The sequence below is a fragment of the Burkholderia sp. HI2761 genome (assembly GCF_002223355.1).
Lineage (GTDB): Bacteria > Pseudomonadota > Gammaproteobacteria > Burkholderiales > Burkholderiaceae > Burkholderia.
The window spans coordinates 147260-165863 of the sequence record NZ_NKFN01000009.1 but is presented as its reverse complement, the minus strand read 5'-3'; the positions used below and the strand labels follow the sequence as shown (position 1 = coordinate 165863).

The window sequence follows — 18604 nt, the reverse complement described above, 5'->3', positions numbered from 1 at the left end:
GTGTTTGTTCGGATCGCAAATCGAATGGAATCGAAACGGGCGGTCGGACGTCGCACGGTGCGACGCTGCTGCGCGAGCTGCGCGAGCTGCGCAAGCCGTCGGCCGCGCTACCGCGCATCGATGCGGCGTGGGTCGGGCACGACGTTCGGCTCGGCGACGGTCGGCCGACGCCGGCCGAATAGCATCGGCAAGTCGATGGCGCTCGCGCGCCGATCGGGAATCCCCATGGCGGCGTACCGAACCGGCGAGCGTCAGCGCAGCGGCGTGCGGATTTTTCCGTCGACCTTCAACGTGCGCCGGTCACGCGCGACCTCGTATTCGACCGTCTGCGCAGGCGCGACCGCGCCGTAGGATCGGCCATTCACATAGGCGACGCCGTCGCGCAACTCGACCCTGTCGCCGTTGACGGTCGCGGTGGCCCGGTCGCCCTGCAACACCGCGCCCGAACAGCCGGCGGTCGAGAAGCTGCGGACCGCCGCGCCCGGCATCGCGGCGTTCCCGCCGCCCCGATCCGCCGCGTGCGCGGCGCTGCACGGCGGCGCATCCATGGTGCCGGCCGCGTGCAGCGGCGCCGCCCCGATGCCGCCCCCCGCAAGCAACGCGATCGTCATCGGCAACAGCTTGTTCATGGTGATCTCCGTGGTGCGTGGTGCGTGGTCGTCGATCGATGATCGGTCGACGACCCTGCTCGCGGGTCGGCCCGTTCCGCCCAGTATGCGGCCACTTCTCCGCGCCCCGCCATCCGATTCGATACCGGTCGCCCCGTCCCGGTTCGTCCCCGCGCCTCGCCCGCTTGGCCGTCGCCTCCCCGAAGCACCGCCCCGAAACGACCGATCCCGCCTGAAAATCCGCGTTGCCAAAGTTGCGACCCGCAACTATTATTGATTGCGACACGCAACCTTTCGGGAGCCATCCATGGACCTCATCGATGCGCCGGCCAAGCCGCGCGACGCGACCATCCTCGAGCTGCGCGACTTCTCGCGCAAACTGGTGCGCGAGCTCGGCTTCATGCGGGCGACGCTGGCCGACAGCGACTGGGCGCCGTCGGCCGTGCACGCGATCCTCGAGATCGGGATGGCGCCCGGCATCAACGCGAAGGATCTCGGCGCCATCCTGCGGCTCGACAAATCGAACACGAGCCGGCAACTCGCGCGGCTCGAAGCGGCCGGTGTCGTGGAGCGGCGCGTGTCGAGCGAGGATGCGCGTGCGATCGAGCTGTACCTGACCGCCGAAGGCAAAAAGCTCCGGAAACGAATCGACACGTTCGCGACCGACCAGGTGTCGAATGCGCTGCGCCGCATGATTCCGGCCGATCAGCAGGCGCTGTTGCGTTCGCTCGCGCTGTACGCCGATGCGCTCGCGCAGGACAACGCGGCCAGGGTGCCCGTCGCGCCCGCCGACGCGCCGTCGATTCGCGAGGGCTACCAGCCGGGCTGCATCGGCGACATCGCGAGCCTGCATGCGCGCTTCTACGCGGAACACTGGGGTTTCGGCGCCTTCTTCGAACAGCGCGTGGCGACCGAGCTGGCCGCCTTCGCGGGCGCGCTGCCGGCCGACGGCAAGGCGCTCTGGCTGTGCCAGGAAGACGGCCGGACGCTCGCGTCGCTCGCGATCGACGGCGATCCGGCGACGGGCGTCGCGCACCTGCGCTGGTTCATCGTCAACGACGCGTTGCGCGGCTCGGGCGTCGGACGTCAGCTGATGACGCTGGCGATGCGTTTCGTCGACGATCACCGGTTTCGCGAGACCTATCTGTGGACCTTCAAGGGGCTCGACGCCGCACGCCATCTGTACGAATCGTTCGGCTTTGCGCTGACGAGCGAGTGCGCGGGTACGCATTGGGGAACCGAGGTGGTCGAGCAGCGCTTCAGCCGCCCAGGACCGGGCGGCTGATTTTCGACGAAACCTGTCATGCGGCTTCGGCGCCTGGATGTTTCGGCTGCGGAACCGGCTGCGGGTGCAGTTGAAGACCGGGCGCCGAGCGGTGCGGCGCGCCGCGCCTGCGGCAGTCCAGGCCGGCGGCACGCGCGGCGCCCCGCATCAGAACCGGTGAATGATCCCCGCACCGAATCCGAACTGGTTGCCCGTCGATGACGGTACTGTATTGAACCCGTCGCCCAGCGTCGCGGTCGCGTCGACGATGGTGCCCGCGCCGCTCGTGCCGAGCGTCTTGCCCTTCGCGTGCTGATACGCTTCGAGCAGGTACAGCCCGGTTCGCTTCGACAGCGAGTAGTACTGCGACAGGTTGAACTGATGATACTGCGCGCTATCGGCAATGCCGTTCGACTCCGTGGCACGCGTGTACGCATAGCCCGCGCCGAAATCCCAGACCGCCGACGGCTTCCAGTGCAGCACGGCGCCCGCCGTGTTGAAGATCGCCGTATTGAAGAACTTCGACGACGCCCCCGGAATGTATTCGGTGTTGGTGTACGTGGCCGTCGCGTCCCAGGCATCGCTGAACCGGTAGCCGAGTCCCACCGCGAACCGCTGCTGCGCCTTCGCGGTCTGGTAGCCGTTCGTGACCGCCGATACGCCGATCTGCGCGCCGCCGTTCGACGTGGTCGAATTCGCGCCCCATGCACCGCCGGCCGTATTCGAGTTGTTCACGCGCTCGAACGCAACACCGATACCGAGCGGGCCGGCCGCATACTGGATGCCGGTCGCCCACGTCGAACCCGCGTTCGTGCTGCCGGCCACGCCGCCGAGCGAATAGGAACCGCTCAGCGTCACGCCGTACCATTTCGGCGACGTGTACTCGATCGTATTGTTCGCGCGGTAAATGGTGTCGAGCCCGTCGACGTCGCCCGGATGCGCACCGTAGTAGCCGGTGATCCACGTGGTCGGGCTGAACGGCGACATCGTCTGGTAGTACGACGCATATTGCCGGCCCGCGGTCAGCGTGCCGTAGCTTGCATTCGTCAACCCGACCCATGCCTGCCGCCCGAACATCGCATCGGTGTACTGCGCGGCACCCGTTGCCGAATTGAAGCCCGATTCGAGCGTGAAAATCGCCTTCGTGCCACCGCCGAGATCTTCGCTACCCTTCAGCCCGAAACGGCTGCCGGCCCAGACGCCCTGGTTCATCCTGACGACCGACTTGCCGCCGCCCGTCGAGCCGACCGTCGTCGCGTTGCTCTGGTAGCCGATACCGTTGTCGACGATCCCGTACAGCGTGACGCTGCTCTGCGCGAACGCCGGTGCGACCACCGCCATCGCAACGCCGGACGTCAGCGCTACCCGCCATGCCTGCTTTTTCATCGATTCGTCTCCTTCCTTGTCTGGTTCAGTCAGTGAGTTGTTGTGATGCCGGCCTGCCGTCCGTCAGGGACGATACGCATGCCAGCCGTTGCCGTCCGTACAGACGAGCTGCGAACCCTTGGCCTGGCATTGCGCCTCGTAGCCCGGCGCATACAGCCATTCGCCGGCCCAATGCAGGTCGACATACGGGTCGGCCTTCGGCGTGTCGGCAACGAAATTGGCCGCGTCGTCGGTGCTGCCGCTGCCCGTGTAGCGCGCGGCGGCCGGGTACGGAAACACCGGGCGCGTACGCGTCGTGTTGCCGTTCGCATCGACGATGGATGCGACGATCCGGCCGGGCGTCGCGCCCGTTTCGGTCCATGCCATCAGCGGCGTGAGGACGTCGAACACGTTCGGCCCCTGCCCGCCACCGCAGTGCGCGACACCCGGGAACAGGTAGAAGCGCGCGAAGCGATCGACCTGCGCATCGCCCATGTAGTGCTTCATCGCTTCGTAGTACTCGATGCTCGAACGCGGCGAGATGTGCTGATCCTCCAGGCCGTGCCACAGCAGCAGCTTGCCGCCGCGGCCGGCGAAGCGGCCGAGGTCCGGATCGGTTGCGGCCAGGTAGTTCGACACCGGCACAGTCTTCACGAACGCGTCGAGCGTGAACTTCAGGTCGCCGATCGTCGCGGACGGATACGACGCGTTGTAGTAGTCGAGATAGCGCAGGAACGGCAGCACGAAGCTGATCGTGCCGCTCGGGGCCGTGGCGGTTGCCGGCACGAACAGGCTCCAGTTCAGCTCTGAGCCCCATTCGCGCGACACGAGCGGTTCGAGACGCGTGCCGTTCGCCGCGGTCGCGCCGTCGTGAATCCGGCGCACGACGTCGGCTTCCTGCGGCGTCAGGCACGTCGCGGTCGATTGCCCGGCCGCGCACACCAGCGTCGCGGGATCGAACCGGCAGGCGCGCGGGTTGTCGATCACGCCGTCAACCACGCCATCGAGCCCGTCGCACGCCTTCAGCACCGCGGCATGCAGCATCGGCAGCTTGCCGGCGAGCAGGATCGCGTTGCCTGTCTTCGGATCCGTGTTGACCGCGGCCGGCCATGCGTGATGGAACGTGTTCTGCACGATCAGGTCGTTCGCGGGCGCGCCGGCCGCGATGCCGTCGAAATCGTCGGGGAAGCGCTGCGCTTCCATCAGCGCTTCGCGGCCGCCGTCCGAGCAGCCGTCGAAATACGCATGGCGCACGGGCCGCGCATAGAACTTGCCGATGATCGCCTTGGCCACCTGCGCGGTGGCATGCTCGGCGCGATACGCGAAGTCGAGCTTCGCCTTCGGGTCGAGCGCCCACGAGCCGTCGTTGCCGCCTTCATGGCCCATGTCGGTCGCGGCCATCGCGATCGTCCCGTTGGTCACCGGCACGCAAGTGGACGCCATCGGCGCATTGACCGACAGGTTGCCGCATAGTCCGCCGCAGCCCGTCTGCAGGTAGCGTTGCGTCCAGCCCTGCGTCGGCAGTTGCAGTTCGAACAGCGACGCGCCCGGACCGATCGTGCCTTTCACGTCGCACATGGGCGCTGGCAGCGTGTTGTTGCCGACGACCGTGCCGGCGGGCAGCAGCACCGCCGACGTGATCGTGACGATGCCGTCGGTCACGCCGCTCAGGTCGAGCGCCGCGACGGCAGGGCACGACATCGCGGGCATCACCGCCGGAAGATTCGCGAGGCCGCCGGCGGCGCTTGCCGCGTTCGGCCAGCCGGCCAATGCCGTACACAACCCCATCATGCCGATCACCAGTATCCGGACCAGCGCATCGCGCCGGACGCCCGCCGCGCGATGCCATACGCGCACGCTCCACCCTGCCCTGCCGTTCGTCTGCATTTTTGTCTCCTGTCGTTCTGTTTGGCATGCCGCGTCGCTTTCGACAGACGATGCGGCGACGTCACGAAAATCCTGCGATACATCCGGCGAACCGAATCGGTACGGCATGCGCCGATTCATCAGCATAACTAAGCTCACTGACAGACCGCATTGCGAAGAATGCCGAATCCCATCCGATCCGTTTATCGATTCCGGTGCGGCGCTGCGATTGCGCCGCACTCCGGCCCTACGCCGGCTCCATCCCGCATTCACGCTTCACGCGATCGGCCTGCGGCGACGCCAGATACGCGAGAAACGCCGCGGCGGCAGCACGATCGTGCGCCGTCTGGCACACCGCGGCGGTGAACACCGTGACGGCCTGAACCGCCTCAGGCAGCACATCGACGACTTCGATGCCCGGCACATGCATCAGTTCGCTCAACTGCTGAAAGCCGAGATCGACCTCGCCGGAGGCGATCAGCGTACCGACCGGCACGCCAGGCGGCGCCTGGACGACACGCGGCGCGATCATGTCCGCGATGCCCCAGTACGCGAACAGGCGATGCAGGTGCGTACCGCTCGGCCCCGTCGAATAGCCGATCCGCCCTGCCTGCAGGATCGCGTCGCGAAGACCGGTTTCGGTGGCGATGTCCGGCCGCGCCGCGCCCGCCGCCACCGCGACCGCCATACCCGAGCACGCGAGCGCCACGCGGCTGCCCGCATCGACACGGCCATCGGCCACGAGCCGCTCGATCGCATCCGACGCGAGCACCACGAAATCGAACGGCTCGCCGGCCTGCACACGCCGCGCCGCGTCGACACCGCCGACTGACGTGACCGATACCCGGCATCCCGTTTCGTCCGCATACGCAACTGCCAGTCGCGCGAGCACCGGCCGCGTCGCCATCGACGAAATTCCGGTGACGGCAGCCGCCGCCTGGAGGGTCTGCACCATCGTCGCCACCCGCATCAGTCGACGTAGCGCAGGCCGGCCTGGCGCAGCGGCTCGCGCATGTCGTACATGTCGAGGCCGAGCACGCCGGACGCGAGCTTCGCGCGCTTCGCCGCTTCGTTCGTCTCGCGCGCGATCGCCTTGTCGAGCACGTCGGCGGCACGCGCCGCAGGCACCGCGACCACGCCATCGTCGTCCGCGACGATCACGTCGCCGGGATTGACGAGCGCGCCCGCGCACACGACCGGCACGTTCACCGAGCCGAGCGTGGCCTTGATCGTGCCTTTCGCGGAGATCGCCTTGCTCCAGACCGGAAACTGCATCGCTTCGAGCACCGCGACGTCGCGCACGCCGGCATCGATGATCAGCGCGTGCGCGCCGCGTGCCTTGAAGCTCGTCGCGAGCAGATCGCCGAAATAGCCGTCGGTGCAGTCCGCCGTGATCGCCGCGACGACCACGTCGCCCGGCCGGATCTGCTCGGCCGCGACGTGCATCATCCAGTTGTCGCCCGGATGCAGCAGCACGGTGACGGCCGTGCCGGACGCCAGCGCACGCGGATAGATCGGCCGCATGTACGGCTTGAGCAGGCCCGTGCGGCCCATCGCCTCGTGCACCGTCGCCGAGCCGAGCGCACCGAGCCGCGCCGCGACGCCCGGGTCCGCACGGTGGATCGTGCGGTAAACCACGCCGAGTTCATTCATGATCAAAGCCCCTTCGCTTTCAGTTGCGCATCCAGACGCGGATACACGCGTCGCGCATTGCCTTCGTAGATCTTGTGCCGCGCCTGCGCATCGAGCGACGACGCTTCGATATAGCGCTTCGTGTCGTCGTAGTAATGGCCGGTCTCGGGATCGATCCCGCGCACCGCGCCGATCATCTCGCTCGCGAACAGGATGTTGTCCACCGGAATCACGCCGGTCAGCAAGTCGATGCCGGGCTGGTGATACACGCACGTATCGAAGAACACGTTGTTCAGCAGGTGATCCTTCAGCAGCGGCTTCTTCAGTTCCTGCGCCAGCCCGCGAAAACGTCCCCAGTGATACGGCACCGCGCCGCCGCCATGCGGAATCACGAAGCGCAGCGTCGGGAAATCGCGGAACAGGTCGGAGGTCAGGCACTGCATGAAGGCCGTCGTATCGGCGTTCAAGTAGTGCGCGCCCGTCGTGTGGAAGCACGCGTTGCAGCTCGTGCTTACGTGGATCATCGCGGGAATGTCGTACTCGACCATCTTCTCGTAGATCGGGTACCAGTAGCGGTCCGACAGCGGCGGACTGGTCCAGTGGCCGCCGGACGGATCGGGGTTCAGGTTGAGCGCGACATTGCCGTATTCCTCGACGCAGCGGACGAGCTCCGGAATGCAGGTCGCGACATCGACGCCCGGGCTCTGCGGCAGCATCGCGGCCGGCACGAAATGGTCGGGAAACAGCCGCTGCACGCGATGGCAGAGTTCGTTGCAGACGGCCGCCCACGTGCTCGACACCGCGAAATCGCCGATGTGATGCGCCATGAAGCTCGCGCGCGGGCTGAAGATCGTCAGGTCGAGGCCGCGCTCGCGCATCAGCCGAAGCTGGTTGAGCTCGATCGATTCGCGCAGCTCGTCGTCGCCGATGTTCAGCTCGGCAACCTTCGGCCGCTCCGACGGGCTGTCGATCGCCGCGACCTGGCGATTGCGCCAGGCCTCCAGCGCCTTCGGCGCGGTCGTGTAGTGGCCGTGAATATCGATGATCATGCATGCTCCTGCGTGTAATGACGTGTCCGGCCGCCTGTCGACAGCCGCGCTCCGTCGGCGCGGCCGCGTCAGTGCGCCGGGTTTTCCAGTTCCTGCGGTTCGGGCGCGCTCGCGCGCTGCGACGTCATGATCGCGATCGCGGCCAACGTGGCCGGCACCGCGAGCATCGACAGGATCGCGCCGAACTTCCAGCCCAGCCCGAGCAGCGCGCCGCCGATCGCCGAGCCGAAGATGCTGCCGAAGCGCCCCATCCCGAGCATCCAGCTCACGCCAGTCGCCCGTGCGACGGTCGGGTAGCGGCCCGGCGCATACGCGTTCAGCCCCGTCTGCGCGCCGCTCATGCAGAAGCCGGCCGCGAACACCAGCAGCGCGAGCGACGACGACAGCGCACCGGCCCAGGCGAGCACGGCCACGCACAGCCCGCCGCCCAGATACGCGACGCCGATCACCGGCGCCGGCCGCACCTTGTCCATCAGCCAGCCGACACCGAGCGCGCCGATCGTGCCGCCGATCTGGAACATCGCGGTCACGTTCGCGGCCGTGCTGACGGACAGGCCCGCGTCCTTGATCAGCGTCGGCAGCCAGCCCGTCAGCAGGTAGATCACGAGCAGGCCCATGAAATACGTGATCCACAGCGACACGGTGACGAACCCGTAGCCTTGCGAGAACAGCACGCCGATCGGCTTGCGCGTCGGCAGCGGGGGCTCGTTCGACACGAACGTCTCGTTGCCGCTGAACTGCCCGCCGCATACGCGGTTCAGCAACGCGGCGATGCGCTGCGACGGCGCGCCGCGCACGGCCAGCAGCCGTGCCGATTCGGGCAGCAGCCACAGCTGCAGCGGAATCAGCAGCAGCGGCAGCACGCCGCCGAACAGCAGCACCGAGCGCCAGCCGTGCTCCGGAATCAGCCAGCCGGCGACGAAGCCGATCAGCGCCGAGCCGAGGTTGAAGCCCGTGAACATCACGGTGATCATCCGCGCGCGCATCCGCTTCGGCGCGTACTCCGACAGCAGCGTCGTCGTGTTCGGCATCGCCGCGCCGAGGCCGATGCCCGTCAGCAGCCGCAGCATCGCCATCTCGAACGGCGAGTGCGCCTGTGCGGTCACGATCGTGAACACCCCGAACAGGAACACCGACGCGATCAGCACACGCTTGCGCCCGAACCGGTCCGCGCTCGGGCCCGCCACCAGTGCGCCGATCACGAGGCCGATCGGCGCCGCGCTCATCACGAGGCCGAACTGGGGCCGCGAGATCGCCCAGTCATGGATGATCGACGGCGCAACGAAGCCCATGATCGCAACGTCCATCCCGTCGGCGATCACGACGAGGCAGCACAGCACGACCAGCAGCCACTGATAGCGCGTCACCGGCCGGTCGTCGATGAACGACTTGATGTCGATTGTCTTTCCGCTTCCCATCATGTCTCTCCTGTCTCCTTGACGACGATCCTTCATATCGATTCGTCATCCTATTTATATGCGTCGATATCTCGCTGAACTGGCCTGCATGATCGCGCGCGATGCGATGCGCGCGATCGTCGTCCGTCAAGCGTTTTCCTACTTCTCCGCGCCATCCCAGCCGAGCGGCCCCGCGCTCTTGCCCGCGACGGAATACAGCGCGCCGGGCGCGTTTCTCGTCCGCTGGAAATCCTCCAGCGATTCGCCGCGCATCGCCGCGTAGATATGCAGGTTCGATACGCCCGTTACCGCGCCGAGCTTTTCGAGCAGGAAGAAGATCACGCCGTAGCGCAGCAGCCCCGGCCAGTCGCGCCGGCGGATCAGGTCGCGCTCCTGCGCACTGAGGCCGGCCGCGTCGAAGCTCGCCTCTGGATCGCTCAGGAACTGCGCACGATGCGCGGGTTCGATCATCCGGTGCAGATAGTCGTTGATCCGGTATGCGTCGACGGCCTTCGCGATCGTGAACGGATAGGTTCCCGGCAACTGCTCGACGCCGGCGAGCTCGGCCGCGATCCGCTGCCGGTGCCGTTCGGCCGCCGCCGTGTCGATGTCGGTGTCCGCCGGCTCGTAGACGGCCGTCGCGATGCCCGTCATCGATGGCAGGTAATAGCCGCGATGCCGGCATACCACGCCGGCCGGCAACGCGCCGCGCATCGTGAGCCACATCACCACCTCGGCCCCCTCGTAACCGCCGAGCGTCGCGTATTCGGCGAGCGGCATGCCGGCAAGGCGTTCGGGATCGCGTTCGAGCAGATCGAGAAAGCGTGCGTCCCATTCGGGGTTATTGAAGCCCGAGCGCTCGCCATGTACCTGGTGCGACAGCCCGCCGGTCGCGACGATCGCGACGCGCAAATCTTCCGGATAGCTTTCGATCGCGCGCCGCAGCGCCTGCCCGAGCCGGTAGAAGCGGCGTGCAGACGGCACCGGCAACTGCAGCACACCCATCTGCAGCGGCACGAGCCGCACCGGCCAGTCGGGCCGGTGCGGGCACAGCACCGACAGCGGCGAGAAGCAGCCGTGATCGAGCGGCTTGTTCTGGAAGAACGACATGTCGAACTCGTCGGCCATCAGCGACTGGCCGACATGCGCGGCAAACGCCGGATGGCCGGCGATCGGCGGCAGGTCGCGCACGCCACCGCCTTCGTCGGCCGGGCGCCACTGCGGCCCGACGCCGAGCGCGAACGCCGAGTAGTGGTCGAAGAAGAACGACGTCACATGGTCGTTGTAGATGAACAGCAGCACATCGGGGCGCTTGTCGGCGAGCCACGCGGCCAGCGGCGCGAAGTTCTCGAAGATCGGTGCCCATACCGGATCGTCGCGCTTGTTCTTGTCGAACGCGAACCCGATCGTGGGCGTGTGGGAGGCCGCGATGCCTCCGATAATCCGTGCCATGCCAGTGCTCCTTCGTGATGCTCGAATGCGGTCCGGCCCACCCGGCCGGCCGCGACAGATTGAATGCGTGCCGCGCCCGCTGCCTCCGCGGCTGCCTACGCGCGGCCGTTCGGCTGCTGCGCGAGGCTGCGCTTGACGACCAGCGCGAGCGGGACGGCAAACACAAAGTGCGACATGAACCCGCCGATGATCACGTTCGGGTCGAAGTAGTTCGGATGGTTGCTCGACGCGATCATGATCAGCGCGTGCATCACGATCCACGCGACGATCGCGAAGAACAGCGCGACGAACGTCGCTTCGAAACCGCGCCGGCGGAACCACGGCCAGATCGCAGCGAACACGATGCCCCATGCGATCGCGAACGCAAAGTGAATCGCGGTGCCGATGAAGTACGACCCGATGCCGAGCGCGTCCTGCACGGCCTTGCCGAACACGAGCCCCGTCGCGTTGCGCGGGATGCCGGCAAGCGGCATCAGGTGCTGCGCGCCGACCCACACGAGTGCCTCGTAGACCCAGATCAGCACCGCGCCCGTCAGGCCGCCGCGAATGCCCGCGCGCACCGTGGCCGCAACGGCGGCACGACCCGGCGATGCGTCAGCCTGCGTGCCGCCCACCGGTTTGCCGGCTCCCAACGTATGCTGCCGTCCCATTGCGCTGCCTCGCTCGTCAAATGGGCACCGCGCTCGGCGGAACGCCCGGGGGTAATCGGACAAACAATGAATCAGATGGCGGCCCGACACGCCGGAAACTGCGTCGATGCGGCTGCCGGGATCGAAATTACGCAAGGGGCCGCCGGACCCAGTAGCCAGGGAAAACCCTGAAATTCCGTCGAAATGGCCGGACCTTCAAGCATTCCGGAACAACGCCATTCACCTGACGGATGGCCTGGAAGCCCGCCGGATATGGCGCTCGCGCCCGGCCGCACGCCGCTCCGCGAGCGTCATCGTCGGTCCTGACGAATCGAACCCGATAAATAAAACAGATAGCTGAATAAGCACGACGCAAGCTGCGGCACCCCCGTTCCGGTAAAGTCGAGCGACCTGCCGCCGGCGCGCCGCGCGCCGGCCGGCATTCAACGCGGCCCATCTGCACCTGACCGACCCATGGACAACAGCGACCTTCCGAACCTCGCCGGCCTGTACGCGGTGCAGCGCGTGTCCGAAGCGGGCAGCGTGAGCCGCGCGGCCGCGACCTTGTTTCGCGCGCAGTCTGCTGTCACGCGCGCCGTGCAGGAAATCGAAACGGCGCTCGGCGAGCCGCTGTTCGACCGGAAACCATCCGGCATGCTTGCGACACCGGTCGGGCGCGCAGTGCTCAAGCGCGGTGAGCGCGTGTTCGCCGAACTCGGCGAGCTGGCGAACTGGTGCGTGCTACGCCAGTCGCGACGGCGCGCATCGGCCGAGGGCGGGCTACCCGCGTATCTGCTCAACACGCGACGGCTTCAGCTGTTCTCGACGCTCGCGCGGCACCGGCACATGCCGAGCGCGGCGCGCACGCTCGGCGTCACGCAGCCGGCCGTCAGCAGCGCGATCCGGATCCTCGAGAGCGGCGCGGGGTTCGCGCTGTTCCATCGCCATCCGCGCGGCCTGCTGCTGACGACCGACGGCGAGACGTTCCTGCTGCACGTGCGGCGCGCGCTGAACGAATTGCGGCACGTCGCCGACGACGTCGCCGCGCTGCACGGCAGCATCCAGGGCACCGTGACTGTCGGCGCGCTGCCGCTCGGCCGCACGCTGATCCTGCCCGAAGCCGTCGCGCGCGTCGTCACGCGCTTTCCGAAGGTGCGCGTGATCACCGACGAAAGCGCGTATGAAGCGCTCGTCGCCGGCGTGCGCGCGGGCGATATCGACTTCATCCTCGGCGCGCTGCGCGCCAGCGACCCGACGAGCGATCTCGAGAACGAACGCCTGATGTCGGAGAACCTCGTCGTGCTCGCGCGGCGCGATCATCCGCTCGCCGGCGTGCGCAACCTCGGCATCAAGAGCCTCGCCGCGGCGCAATGGATCCTGCCGCGCAGCCATGCCCCCGCGCGCGGCCTGTTCGACGCGCTGTTCCGTCGCCTGAAGCTCAAGCCGCCGATGCCGACGGTCGAATCGGCTGACCTTGCCGTAATCCGCGGCCTGCTGCTGCACACCGACATGCTCGCGGTACTGTCCGCGCAGCAGCTGCATTACGAGTGCGACTCGGGGCTGCTGGCCGTCCTCGACGTCGCGCCGATGCGCGAGACGACGCGCGATATCGGCCTGATGACGCGCACCGGCAGCCCGCCGTCGCCGGCCGCGCGTGCGCTGATCGACGCGATCCGGATCGTCGCGACCGAAGTCGCGCGCTCGCCGCACGCAACCGTCGCGCGATAAAGAAAGCGCATGACCGGAGCGGCGGGTTCACATTGCATGGGCGCCGGCCGTCAGCCGACAATATCCAGCACCGGCCGATCGGCGCGGCGTCGATTCTCGATAGCGTCATCAACGACCCGGATACCGACGTTGCGAGCGCGACACGGCTTTTGCCCGACCCAGGTTCTGAAGGAGCGACACGCATGAACGAATCGACGCTCGCGTTCATCGGATTCGGCGAGGCCGGCGGCCTGCTCGGCGGTGCGCTGGCCGCGCGGAATCTGCGCGTGACGATGTACGACCGGCAACTCGACGACGCGCGCGCCGCGCCGGCGATGCGCGACAAGGCCGCACGCCTGAACGTGCAGGCCGCGCCGAGCGTCGCCGACGCGATCCGCGATGCGCGGTGGATCGTCTCCGCCGTCACCGCATCGTCCGATGCCGACGTCGCCGCAGCCGTGGCCGCGTGCATCCGGCCGGGCCAGACCTTCATCGACATCAACTCGGTGTCGCCCGCGCTGAAGCTGCACGGCCAGCGGCTGATCGAAGCCGCCGGCGGCCGCTATGTCGAATCGGCCGTGATGGCGCCCGTGCCGCCTGACGGGCTCGCGGTGCCGATGCTGCTGGGCGGCCCGCAGGCCGAAGCGGTCGCGCACGAACTGAAAGCGCTCGGCTTCAACGCGCGGGCCGTATCGCCCCGGGTCGGCGTCGCGTCGGCGGCCAAGATGTGCCGCAGCGTGATGATCAAGGGCATCGAGGCGCTGACCGTCGAATGCCTGGGCGCCGCCCGCGCGTACGGGGCCGATGCGCTCGTGCTCGCATCGTTGCGGCAGACCTTCGACCGGTTCGCGACGTCGCCCGACCTGCCCGGCTACCTGATCGGCCGCGTTGCCGAGCACGGCCGCCGGCGCGCGGCGGAAATGCGCGAAGTAGCCGAAACGCTACGCGAAGGCGGCATCGCACCGGAGATGAGCGACGCGTGCGCGCGCGTGCAGGATCGGTTCGTCGACAGGATGGCCGAACGTGGCCTCGACTATGCCGCACTGCTGCCGTTCGACTGGGCGCAGGTGCTCGACCTGCTGGACGACCGGCGGCGCTAAGCACCGGCAGTGGCGCGTGGAGGCCGCAACGCCTGCGATCGAAGCCGATCGCGCGACCTGACCTATCGCAGCGCCTGCGCCTGCTCCGCCGAAAACGCGTCTGCCACGAACCGGATCACGTCGTCGAGCGACGACGTGCACACCGCGTCCGCGGCAAGCGAGCGAAACGCCCCGTCCGGCCCGAAGCAGACGAGCGGCTTGCGCCAGCGCTGCGCGAGCGCAATTTCCTCGGCCGTGCCGTGCCCGCCCGGCAGCGCGACGATCAGGTCGCTGCTCAGCACGTTCACATAGTTGCGGTTGATCGTGTCCGGAGCCGCGCCCGGTTCCCGGCGCGGCAGCGGCGTGAGGACCGGAATGTCGACGAACGGATGCGGATAGCCGTCGAGCGGCACGAAGCCCGCGACCGGATCGGCCTGCGTCGGCAGGATGCCGATCGATCGGCCAGCCCGACCGGGCACGCCGGCGAACGCGCGCGCGACCGCCAGCATCACGCCCTGCCCGCCGCCCGTCAGCAGGTTGAACCCGGCCTGCGCGAGCCACGCGCCGAGCGGCTCCGAAAACGCGAGCCACGGCTCCTTGCCCGAGCCCATCACGCCGATCGTCCTGTTGTTCCGTTGCATCGTGGTTTCCGGTGAAATCGTGGCGGCGCAGGCGCGCATCGCGCTCATTCGAGCTCGACGCCCTTGAGTTCGGGGATCAGGAACAGCGTCGCGACCATGTCGAGCACGTAGAGGCCGGCGAGCAGCGCGATGGCCGTCTGGAACGAGTAGCGCGCGGCGAGCGCGCCGACCGCGACAGGACCAAAGCCGCCGACCGCGCGGCCGATGTTCCACAGTACGTTCTGCGCGGTCGCGCGTGCGGCCGTCGGATAGCCTTCCGACATCAGCGTCCCGTAGCCGCCGACCATCCCGTTGACGAACATGCCCATCAGCGCGCCGGCCCACAGCATCGCCGTCGGGTCCGACAGCCGTGCATACGCGACGACCGTCACGACCGAGCCGAGCTGGTACAGCAGGAACGTCGGCTTGCGGCCGATGCGGTCGGCCAGTTGGCCGAACACCCAGACGCCGATCATCATCCCGACGACGGTCGCCGCCGTCCACAGTCCCGATTTCGTCAGCGAGAAGCCCATCTGCTTCGACAGGAAGGTCGGCAGCCAGATCACGATTCCGTAGTAGCCGAAATTCTGGACCGAACACAGGATCACGATGCCGAGGCTCGTGCGCGCGGTGCGGCCGTCGGCGACGAGCATGCGGAAGGCGTTGGACTTCGGCTGCGCCGCGCGCTGCACGAACGCTTCGGGCTCGTGCAGCTTGTTGCGCATCGCCCAGGCGAGCAGCGCCGGCAACACGCCGACCACGAACATGCCGCGCCAGCCGATGTGAAGCAACAGAAACGGCGTCAGCAGCGCGGCCAGCAGCACGCCGGCCTGCCAGCCGAGCGCGACGTAGCACGACACGCGCGCGCGCTTGCCGGCCGGCCACGCTTCGGCCGCGAGCGCCATGCCGATCCCGAACTCGCCGCCGAGGCCGATGCCCGCGATGGTGCGATAGACGAGCAGATCCTGGAAGCCTTGCGCGAATGCGCACAGGCCGGTGAAGATCGCGAACAGCAGGATCGTCCAGGTCAGCACGCGCACGCGCCCGTAGCGGTCGCTCAGCGCGCCGAATACGATGCCGCCCGCGACCGCGCCGATCAGCGTCCACGTGACCAGCGCGCCGCCCTGCCCGGGTGTGAGGTGCAGCGCCGCCGTGATCGCCGGCAGCATGAAGCCGAGGATCAGCAGGTCGAAGCCGTCCATCGCATAGCCGATCGCCGATCCGGCCAGCGCTTTCCACGCGTACGCCCCGACCTGCTCCACGCGCGGGGCCGACGGGCCGCCGAGCGCCGAAGATTTCATGTTTGCTGCCATGGTGTCCTGCCACGAATGTCCGGCGACATTCTAAGGCCTGTGCCGGCGAACGACCGAGGCGCGCGCGTCGGCCCGCGCTGGCCGGACGGCTGGCGAGCAACGCGTGGAAAGGAGAAAGGGAAACGGGGATCCGGTGCGGCGGCAAGGCCGGCGATGTCGCGATCAGGCCGGACACCGGATGCAAGACTGCAGGCTGGCGGGGGATTGCCGGCCGAGCCGCCGGCGCGAACCAAACGGCGCCGGATGGCCCTGCGGCGCGGGCTTCAGCCCTGATCGTCCCCCGGCCACCAGGTTTTGGCCTCGCGGTCGACGGCGAGCGCTTCGAGATCCTTGCCGTCGAGCCATTTCGGCCGCGGGCCGCGCCCCGACCATGAGCGGCCGGTCGACGGATCGTAGTACTTGGCAGGCGCCTTGCGCTTGCGCTGAACGATGTAGCCGAGCGCGCTCAGCACTTCCTGCTGCGAAATTCCCAACAACTCGACCTGTTCCTTGAAGGCCGCGAGCGCGGCTTGCTTCTCCTTCTGCTTCGCCTCTGACAGCTTGATGTTCAGGTCCCGAAGTTGTGCTTCGAGTTCCTGCAGGGCCTGGGTCATGTATTCATCCTCTTTGGGCATGTTTTTGCAAAAAGCTCCGATGGCCGAACCTACCACGAAGTTCCGCCGATCGGGGCTGTCAAATAGGTGAATCGTCCACCTGAGCCGGCATGATTTGCGCGATGCGCACTAAACGACGTCGTGCGTCACTGACAGACAGGACCAGGCCGGCAATGGGCGGCACGCCGCGTACGCATGCACCGGGCGGACGGCGGCGGCAGGTGATCGCCGCACCAGGCACGGGTGCGGCATGGCGCGAATGATAGCAGTGCGCGGCGTCGCGATGCAGAAGTCGCCGGCCGGCGTCGATGCGGGCCCGACGGTTCAGCTGTCCGCGCCGTCGGCTTCCCACGCGATCCGGTCGAACAGCGCGCGCAGCTTCGCGCCGCGTGCCGCATTCAGCGCGGTCGCATGCGCGACGCGTCCGGCCAGATGCGCACGGAAATCCGGATGCGCGTCGCGATTCTGCGACGCCGGGCCACGCCGGATGCAGTTGGTCAGGATGGCCTTCAGGTGATCGAACGCGTCGCGCGCCAGGTTCGGATGACGATTGACGACCACGCCGGCCAGTTGCTGGCGCGTGCCGCGCCGCATCACGCGCGTCTTGCGCAAGTGCAGCGCGAAGCCTTCCTCGAGTGCGATCGCGGCGACCCGGACTTGCAACCGCTCGAGGTCGCGCGCGAGCGCGCCGCCGCCGGAAAACGCGAGATCGTCCGCATAGCGCGTGTAGGTCGCATCGAGCGAACGCGCGAGCGCGGCCAGCCGCATGTCGAACCGGAACGCGCACAGGTTCGCGAGCGCCGGCGACGTCGGCGCACCCTGCGGCAGATGCCGTTCGCGGTAGCGCTGGCGGCCGATCCAGTCGAACCGGTCGCGCAGGTCCGGCGCGAGCAGCCGCGCCGACGGCACGCGATTGGTGCACAGCCCGGTGAGCGCACGCGCGACTTCGGCCGGATACCCGAGCGTCGCGAACAACGCATGCACGCGCGCGGCGCGCACCGACACGAAGAAATCCGCGAGATCGAAGCGCACGACCACATCGCGATCCGCATGCGGCGCCGCGAACGACACGATCCCGTGCCCCTTGCGAAAACCGTGTACCGCGCCGTGCGGCGCAATGCGATCGAGCAGCCCGTGCAGGATGCGGCGCTGCGCTTCGCGCAGCCGCCCCTTCGGGATTTCGACGAGGCGGCACCCGCCGCTGCGCTTGTCGACCGCGACGTACGTGTAGTGATGCAGCGGCGTCGCGCTGCCGCGCGCATCGACGCGCCAGTGATCGGACAGCCAGTCGAGTTCCGGCGCGCTCACGCCGAGCCAGCCGGCGAGATCGCCGGGCGTTGGCCATTGCGGCACGTCGCAGCCGGCGAGCGGCGCCGGCAACGGTCGCTGGACCAGCGGCCGCCGCACGATGCGGATCACCGCCGGCCGACGGTCGCCATACCATGCGCGCACGAACGCGGGCGCCTCGGCCAGGACCGCCGCGAGCACGTCGGTATCGGTATCGGCCCAGTTCGTGCCGAAGCGCGCGAGCGCGAGGTTCGCGCATTCGTGCGTCCACGGCGACGCTTCGCCGAGCACGGCGGCCAGCCGGGCGACGACGCCGTCGCGTTCGGGCGGACCGGCGAGCATCGCCTCGGCAATCGTGCGGGTGGTGTCGCGCAGGGATGAGTGCATGGGAAAAGGGAGGCGGGACGATGAGTCAACGTGGCTGGTGCTGCGAGAGCCGTCGTTGCGCAACGCGCAACTTGCGCGCTTGCGACGCATCGGCGTATCGATCTGATCCACGGGGTAGCCCCGTAGTCCTGGAACATCGGCTGCCTGTTCCGGGCGTGTGCTTGACCCACCGCCCCGCGTCGGCGACTTTAACGGCCGGCGACGCCAGGTGTCAAATCGAGCCGGACGATGCGCGATGCGCGCCGGCGCCGCGATGCGGTCGCTCGTTTGCCCGACGCTCCCGACCGAATCGGGAACCCGCGCAGTGTATCGCCTTTCGATGCAGGTACGGCATTGCGCCATCCCGATCCATGCGG

The 18604-nt window shown here is 68.2% G+C and carries 17 protein-coding genes; 4 read left to right on the top strand and 13 right to left on the bottom strand.

Annotated features, from left to right (window positions below; genetic code table 11):
- Nucleotides 1-251: 251 nt before the first annotated feature.
- Nucleotides 252-629 carry a hypothetical protein gene (locus tag CFB46_RS32695; protein ID WP_027786369.1) on the bottom strand — a complete coding sequence of 126 codons (378 nt, stop codon included), beginning with the start codon at nucleotides 627-629 and terminating at the stop codon, nucleotides 252-254.
- Nucleotides 630-915: 286 nt separating this feature from the next.
- On the opposite strand from CFB46_RS32695, the gene CFB46_RS32690 reads away from it, so the two are divergent.
- On the top strand, nucleotides 916-1893 hold the full coding sequence (locus tag CFB46_RS32690) for a bifunctional helix-turn-helix transcriptional regulator/GNAT family N-acetyltransferase (protein WP_027786368.1): 978 nt from the start codon (nucleotides 916-918) through the stop codon (nucleotides 1891-1893).
- Nucleotides 1894-2040: 147 nt separating this feature from the next.
- On the opposite strand, the gene CFB46_RS32685 is transcribed toward CFB46_RS32690, so the two are convergent.
- The 8 genes from CFB46_RS32685 to CFB46_RS32650 form a co-directional block, all read right to left on the bottom strand.
- On the bottom strand, nucleotides 2041-3258 hold the full coding sequence (locus CFB46_RS32685) for a porin (protein ID WP_027786367.1): 1218 nt from the start codon (nucleotides 3256-3258) through the stop codon (nucleotides 2041-2043).
- Between the two features lie 63 nt (nucleotides 3259-3321).
- Nucleotides 3322-5124: a tannase/feruloyl esterase family alpha/beta hydrolase gene (locus tag CFB46_RS32680; protein WP_027786366.1), complete on the bottom strand. Its 1803-nt coding sequence runs from the start codon at nucleotides 5122-5124 to the stop codon at nucleotides 3322-3324.
- A 226-nt stretch (nucleotides 5125-5350) separates the two neighbouring features.
- Nucleotides 5351-6058: a substrate-binding domain-containing protein gene (locus tag CFB46_RS32675; RefSeq protein ID WP_027786365.1), complete on the bottom strand. Its 708-nt coding sequence runs from the start codon at nucleotides 6056-6058 to the stop codon at nucleotides 5351-5353.
- 14 nt (nucleotides 6059-6072) lie between these two features.
- Nucleotides 6073-6756: a 4-carboxy-4-hydroxy-2-oxoadipate aldolase/oxaloacetate decarboxylase gene (gene ligK, locus CFB46_RS32670; protein WP_027786364.1), complete on the bottom strand. Its 684-nt coding sequence runs from the start codon at nucleotides 6754-6756 to the stop codon at nucleotides 6073-6075.
- 2 nt (nucleotides 6757-6758) lie between these two features.
- Entirely contained in the window at nucleotides 6759-7784 is a 1026-nt protein-coding gene (locus tag CFB46_RS32665) for an amidohydrolase family protein (RefSeq protein ID WP_027786363.1), read from the bottom strand.
- A gap of 68 nt (nucleotides 7785-7852) precedes the next feature.
- Nucleotides 7853-9202: an MFS transporter gene (locus CFB46_RS32660; RefSeq protein WP_027786362.1), complete on the bottom strand. Its 1350-nt coding sequence runs from the start codon at nucleotides 9200-9202 to the stop codon at nucleotides 7853-7855.
- A 138-nt stretch (nucleotides 9203-9340) separates the two neighbouring features.
- On the bottom strand, nucleotides 9341-10633 hold the full coding sequence (locus CFB46_RS32655; RefSeq protein WP_089502456.1) for a gallate dioxygenase: 1293 nt from the start codon (nucleotides 10631-10633) through the stop codon (nucleotides 9341-9343).
- Between the two features lie 95 nt (nucleotides 10634-10728).
- The gene (locus CFB46_RS32650) at nucleotides 10729-11283 is read right to left on the bottom strand and encodes a hypothetical protein (protein WP_027786360.1); all 555 of its coding nucleotides are present in this window, start codon (nucleotides 11281-11283) and stop codon (nucleotides 10729-10731) included.
- A gap of 106 nt (nucleotides 11284-11389) precedes the next feature.
- On the opposite strand from CFB46_RS32650, the gene CFB46_RS35660 reads away from it, so the two are divergent.
- The 3 genes from CFB46_RS35660 (at nucleotide 11390) to CFB46_RS32640 (ending at nucleotide 14069) form a co-directional block, all read left to right on the top strand.
- Nucleotides 11390-11623, top strand: a complete 234-nt coding sequence (locus CFB46_RS35660) for a hypothetical protein (protein ID WP_143751684.1) — start codon at nucleotides 11390-11392, stop codon at nucleotides 11621-11623.
- Between the two features lie 113 nt (nucleotides 11624-11736).
- Nucleotides 11737-12990 carry a LysR family transcriptional regulator gene (locus CFB46_RS32645; RefSeq protein WP_027786359.1) on the top strand — a complete coding sequence of 418 codons (1254 nt, stop codon included), beginning with the start codon at nucleotides 11737-11739 and terminating at the stop codon, nucleotides 12988-12990.
- A gap of 182 nt (nucleotides 12991-13172) precedes the next feature.
- A complete protein-coding gene (locus CFB46_RS32640; protein WP_027786358.1) occupies nucleotides 13173-14069 on the top strand; it encodes an NAD(P)-dependent oxidoreductase in 897 nt (298 codons plus the stop codon).
- Nucleotides 14070-14131: 62 nt separating this feature from the next.
- Here the strand turns inward: CFB46_RS32640 and CFB46_RS32635 are convergent, their stop codons facing one another.
- The 4 genes from CFB46_RS32635 to CFB46_RS32615 all read right to left on the bottom strand — a co-directional run bounded on the left by CFB46_RS32635 (nucleotide 14132) and on the right by CFB46_RS32615 (nucleotide 18248).
- Entirely contained in the window at nucleotides 14132-14737 is a 606-nt protein-coding gene (locus tag CFB46_RS32635; RefSeq protein ID WP_027786357.1) for a DNA-binding protein, read from the bottom strand.
- Nucleotides 14734-15981 (bottom strand): MFS transporter, encoded by a 1248-nt coding sequence (locus tag CFB46_RS32630; protein ID WP_027786356.1) that lies wholly within the window; start codon nucleotides 15979-15981, stop codon nucleotides 14734-14736. Before CFB46_RS32630 ends, CFB46_RS32635 begins: the two co-directional genes overlap by 4 nt.
- A gap of 263 nt (nucleotides 15982-16244) precedes the next feature.
- Nucleotides 16245-16574, bottom strand: a complete 330-nt coding sequence (locus CFB46_RS32625; protein ID WP_027786355.1) for an H-NS histone family protein — start codon at nucleotides 16572-16574, stop codon at nucleotides 16245-16247.
- Nucleotides 16575-16898: 324 nt separating this feature from the next.
- Nucleotides 16899-18248, bottom strand: coding sequence for a reverse transcriptase family protein (locus CFB46_RS32615; protein WP_027786354.1), 1350 nt, complete (start codon nucleotides 18246-18248; stop codon nucleotides 16899-16901).
- Nucleotides 18249-18604 lie beyond the last annotated feature (356 nt).

Bases quoted from the DNA above. Each gene is read 5' to 3' on its own strand.
- CFB46_RS32675 (WP_027786365.1), bottom strand. From the start codon at position 6,058: ATGGTGCAGACCCTCCAGGCGGCGGCTGCCGTCACCGGAATTTCGTCG.
- CFB46_RS32690 (WP_027786368.1), top strand. From the start codon at position 916: ATGGACCTCATCGATGCGCCGGCCAAGCCGCGCGACGCGACCATCCTC.
- CFB46_RS35660 (WP_143751684.1), top strand. From the start codon at position 11,390: ATGCGGCTGCCGGGATCGAAATTACGCAAGGGGCCGCCGGACCCAGTA.
- CFB46_RS32635 (WP_027786357.1), bottom strand. From the start codon at position 14,737: ATGAGCGCGATGCGCGCCTGCGCCGCCACGATTTCACCGGAAACCACG.
- CFB46_RS32650 (WP_027786360.1), bottom strand. From the start codon at position 11,283: ATGGGACGGCAGCATACGTTGGGAGCCGGCAAACCGGTGGGCGGCACG.
- CFB46_RS32630 (WP_027786356.1), bottom strand. From the start codon at position 15,981: ATGGCAGCAAACATGAAATCTTCGGCGCTCGGCGGCCCGTCGGCCCCG.
- CFB46_RS32695 (WP_027786369.1), bottom strand. From the start codon at position 629: ATGAACAAGCTGTTGCCGATGACGATCGCGTTGCTTGCGGGGGGCGGC.
- CFB46_RS32645 (WP_027786359.1), top strand. From the start codon at position 11,737: ATGGACAACAGCGACCTTCCGAACCTCGCCGGCCTGTACGCGGTGCAG.
- CFB46_RS32615 (WP_027786354.1), bottom strand. From the start codon at position 18,248: ATGCACTCATCCCTGCGCGACACCACCCGCACGATTGCCGAGGCGATG.
- CFB46_RS32640 (WP_027786358.1), top strand. From the start codon at position 13,173: ATGAACGAATCGACGCTCGCGTTCATCGGATTCGGCGAGGCCGGCGGC.
- CFB46_RS32685 (WP_027786367.1), bottom strand. From the start codon at position 3,258: ATGAAAAAGCAGGCATGGCGGGTAGCGCTGACGTCCGGCGTTGCGATG.
- ligK (WP_027786364.1), bottom strand. From the start codon at position 6,756: ATGAATGAACTCGGCGTGGTTTACCGCACGATCCACCGTGCGGACCCG.
- CFB46_RS32655 (WP_089502456.1), bottom strand. From the start codon at position 10,633: ATGGCACGGATTATCGGAGGCATCGCGGCCTCCCACACGCCCACGATC.
- CFB46_RS32680 (WP_027786366.1), bottom strand. From the start codon at position 5,124: ATGCAGACGAACGGCAGGGCAGGGTGGAGCGTGCGCGTATGGCATCGC.
- CFB46_RS32665 (WP_027786363.1), bottom strand. From the start codon at position 7,784: ATGATCATCGATATTCACGGCCACTACACGACCGCGCCGAAGGCGCTG.
- CFB46_RS32660 (WP_027786362.1), bottom strand. From the start codon at position 9,202: ATGGGAAGCGGAAAGACAATCGACATCAAGTCGTTCATCGACGACCGG.
- CFB46_RS32625 (WP_027786355.1), bottom strand. From the start codon at position 16,574: ATGACCCAGGCCCTGCAGGAACTCGAAGCACAACTTCGGGACCTGAAC.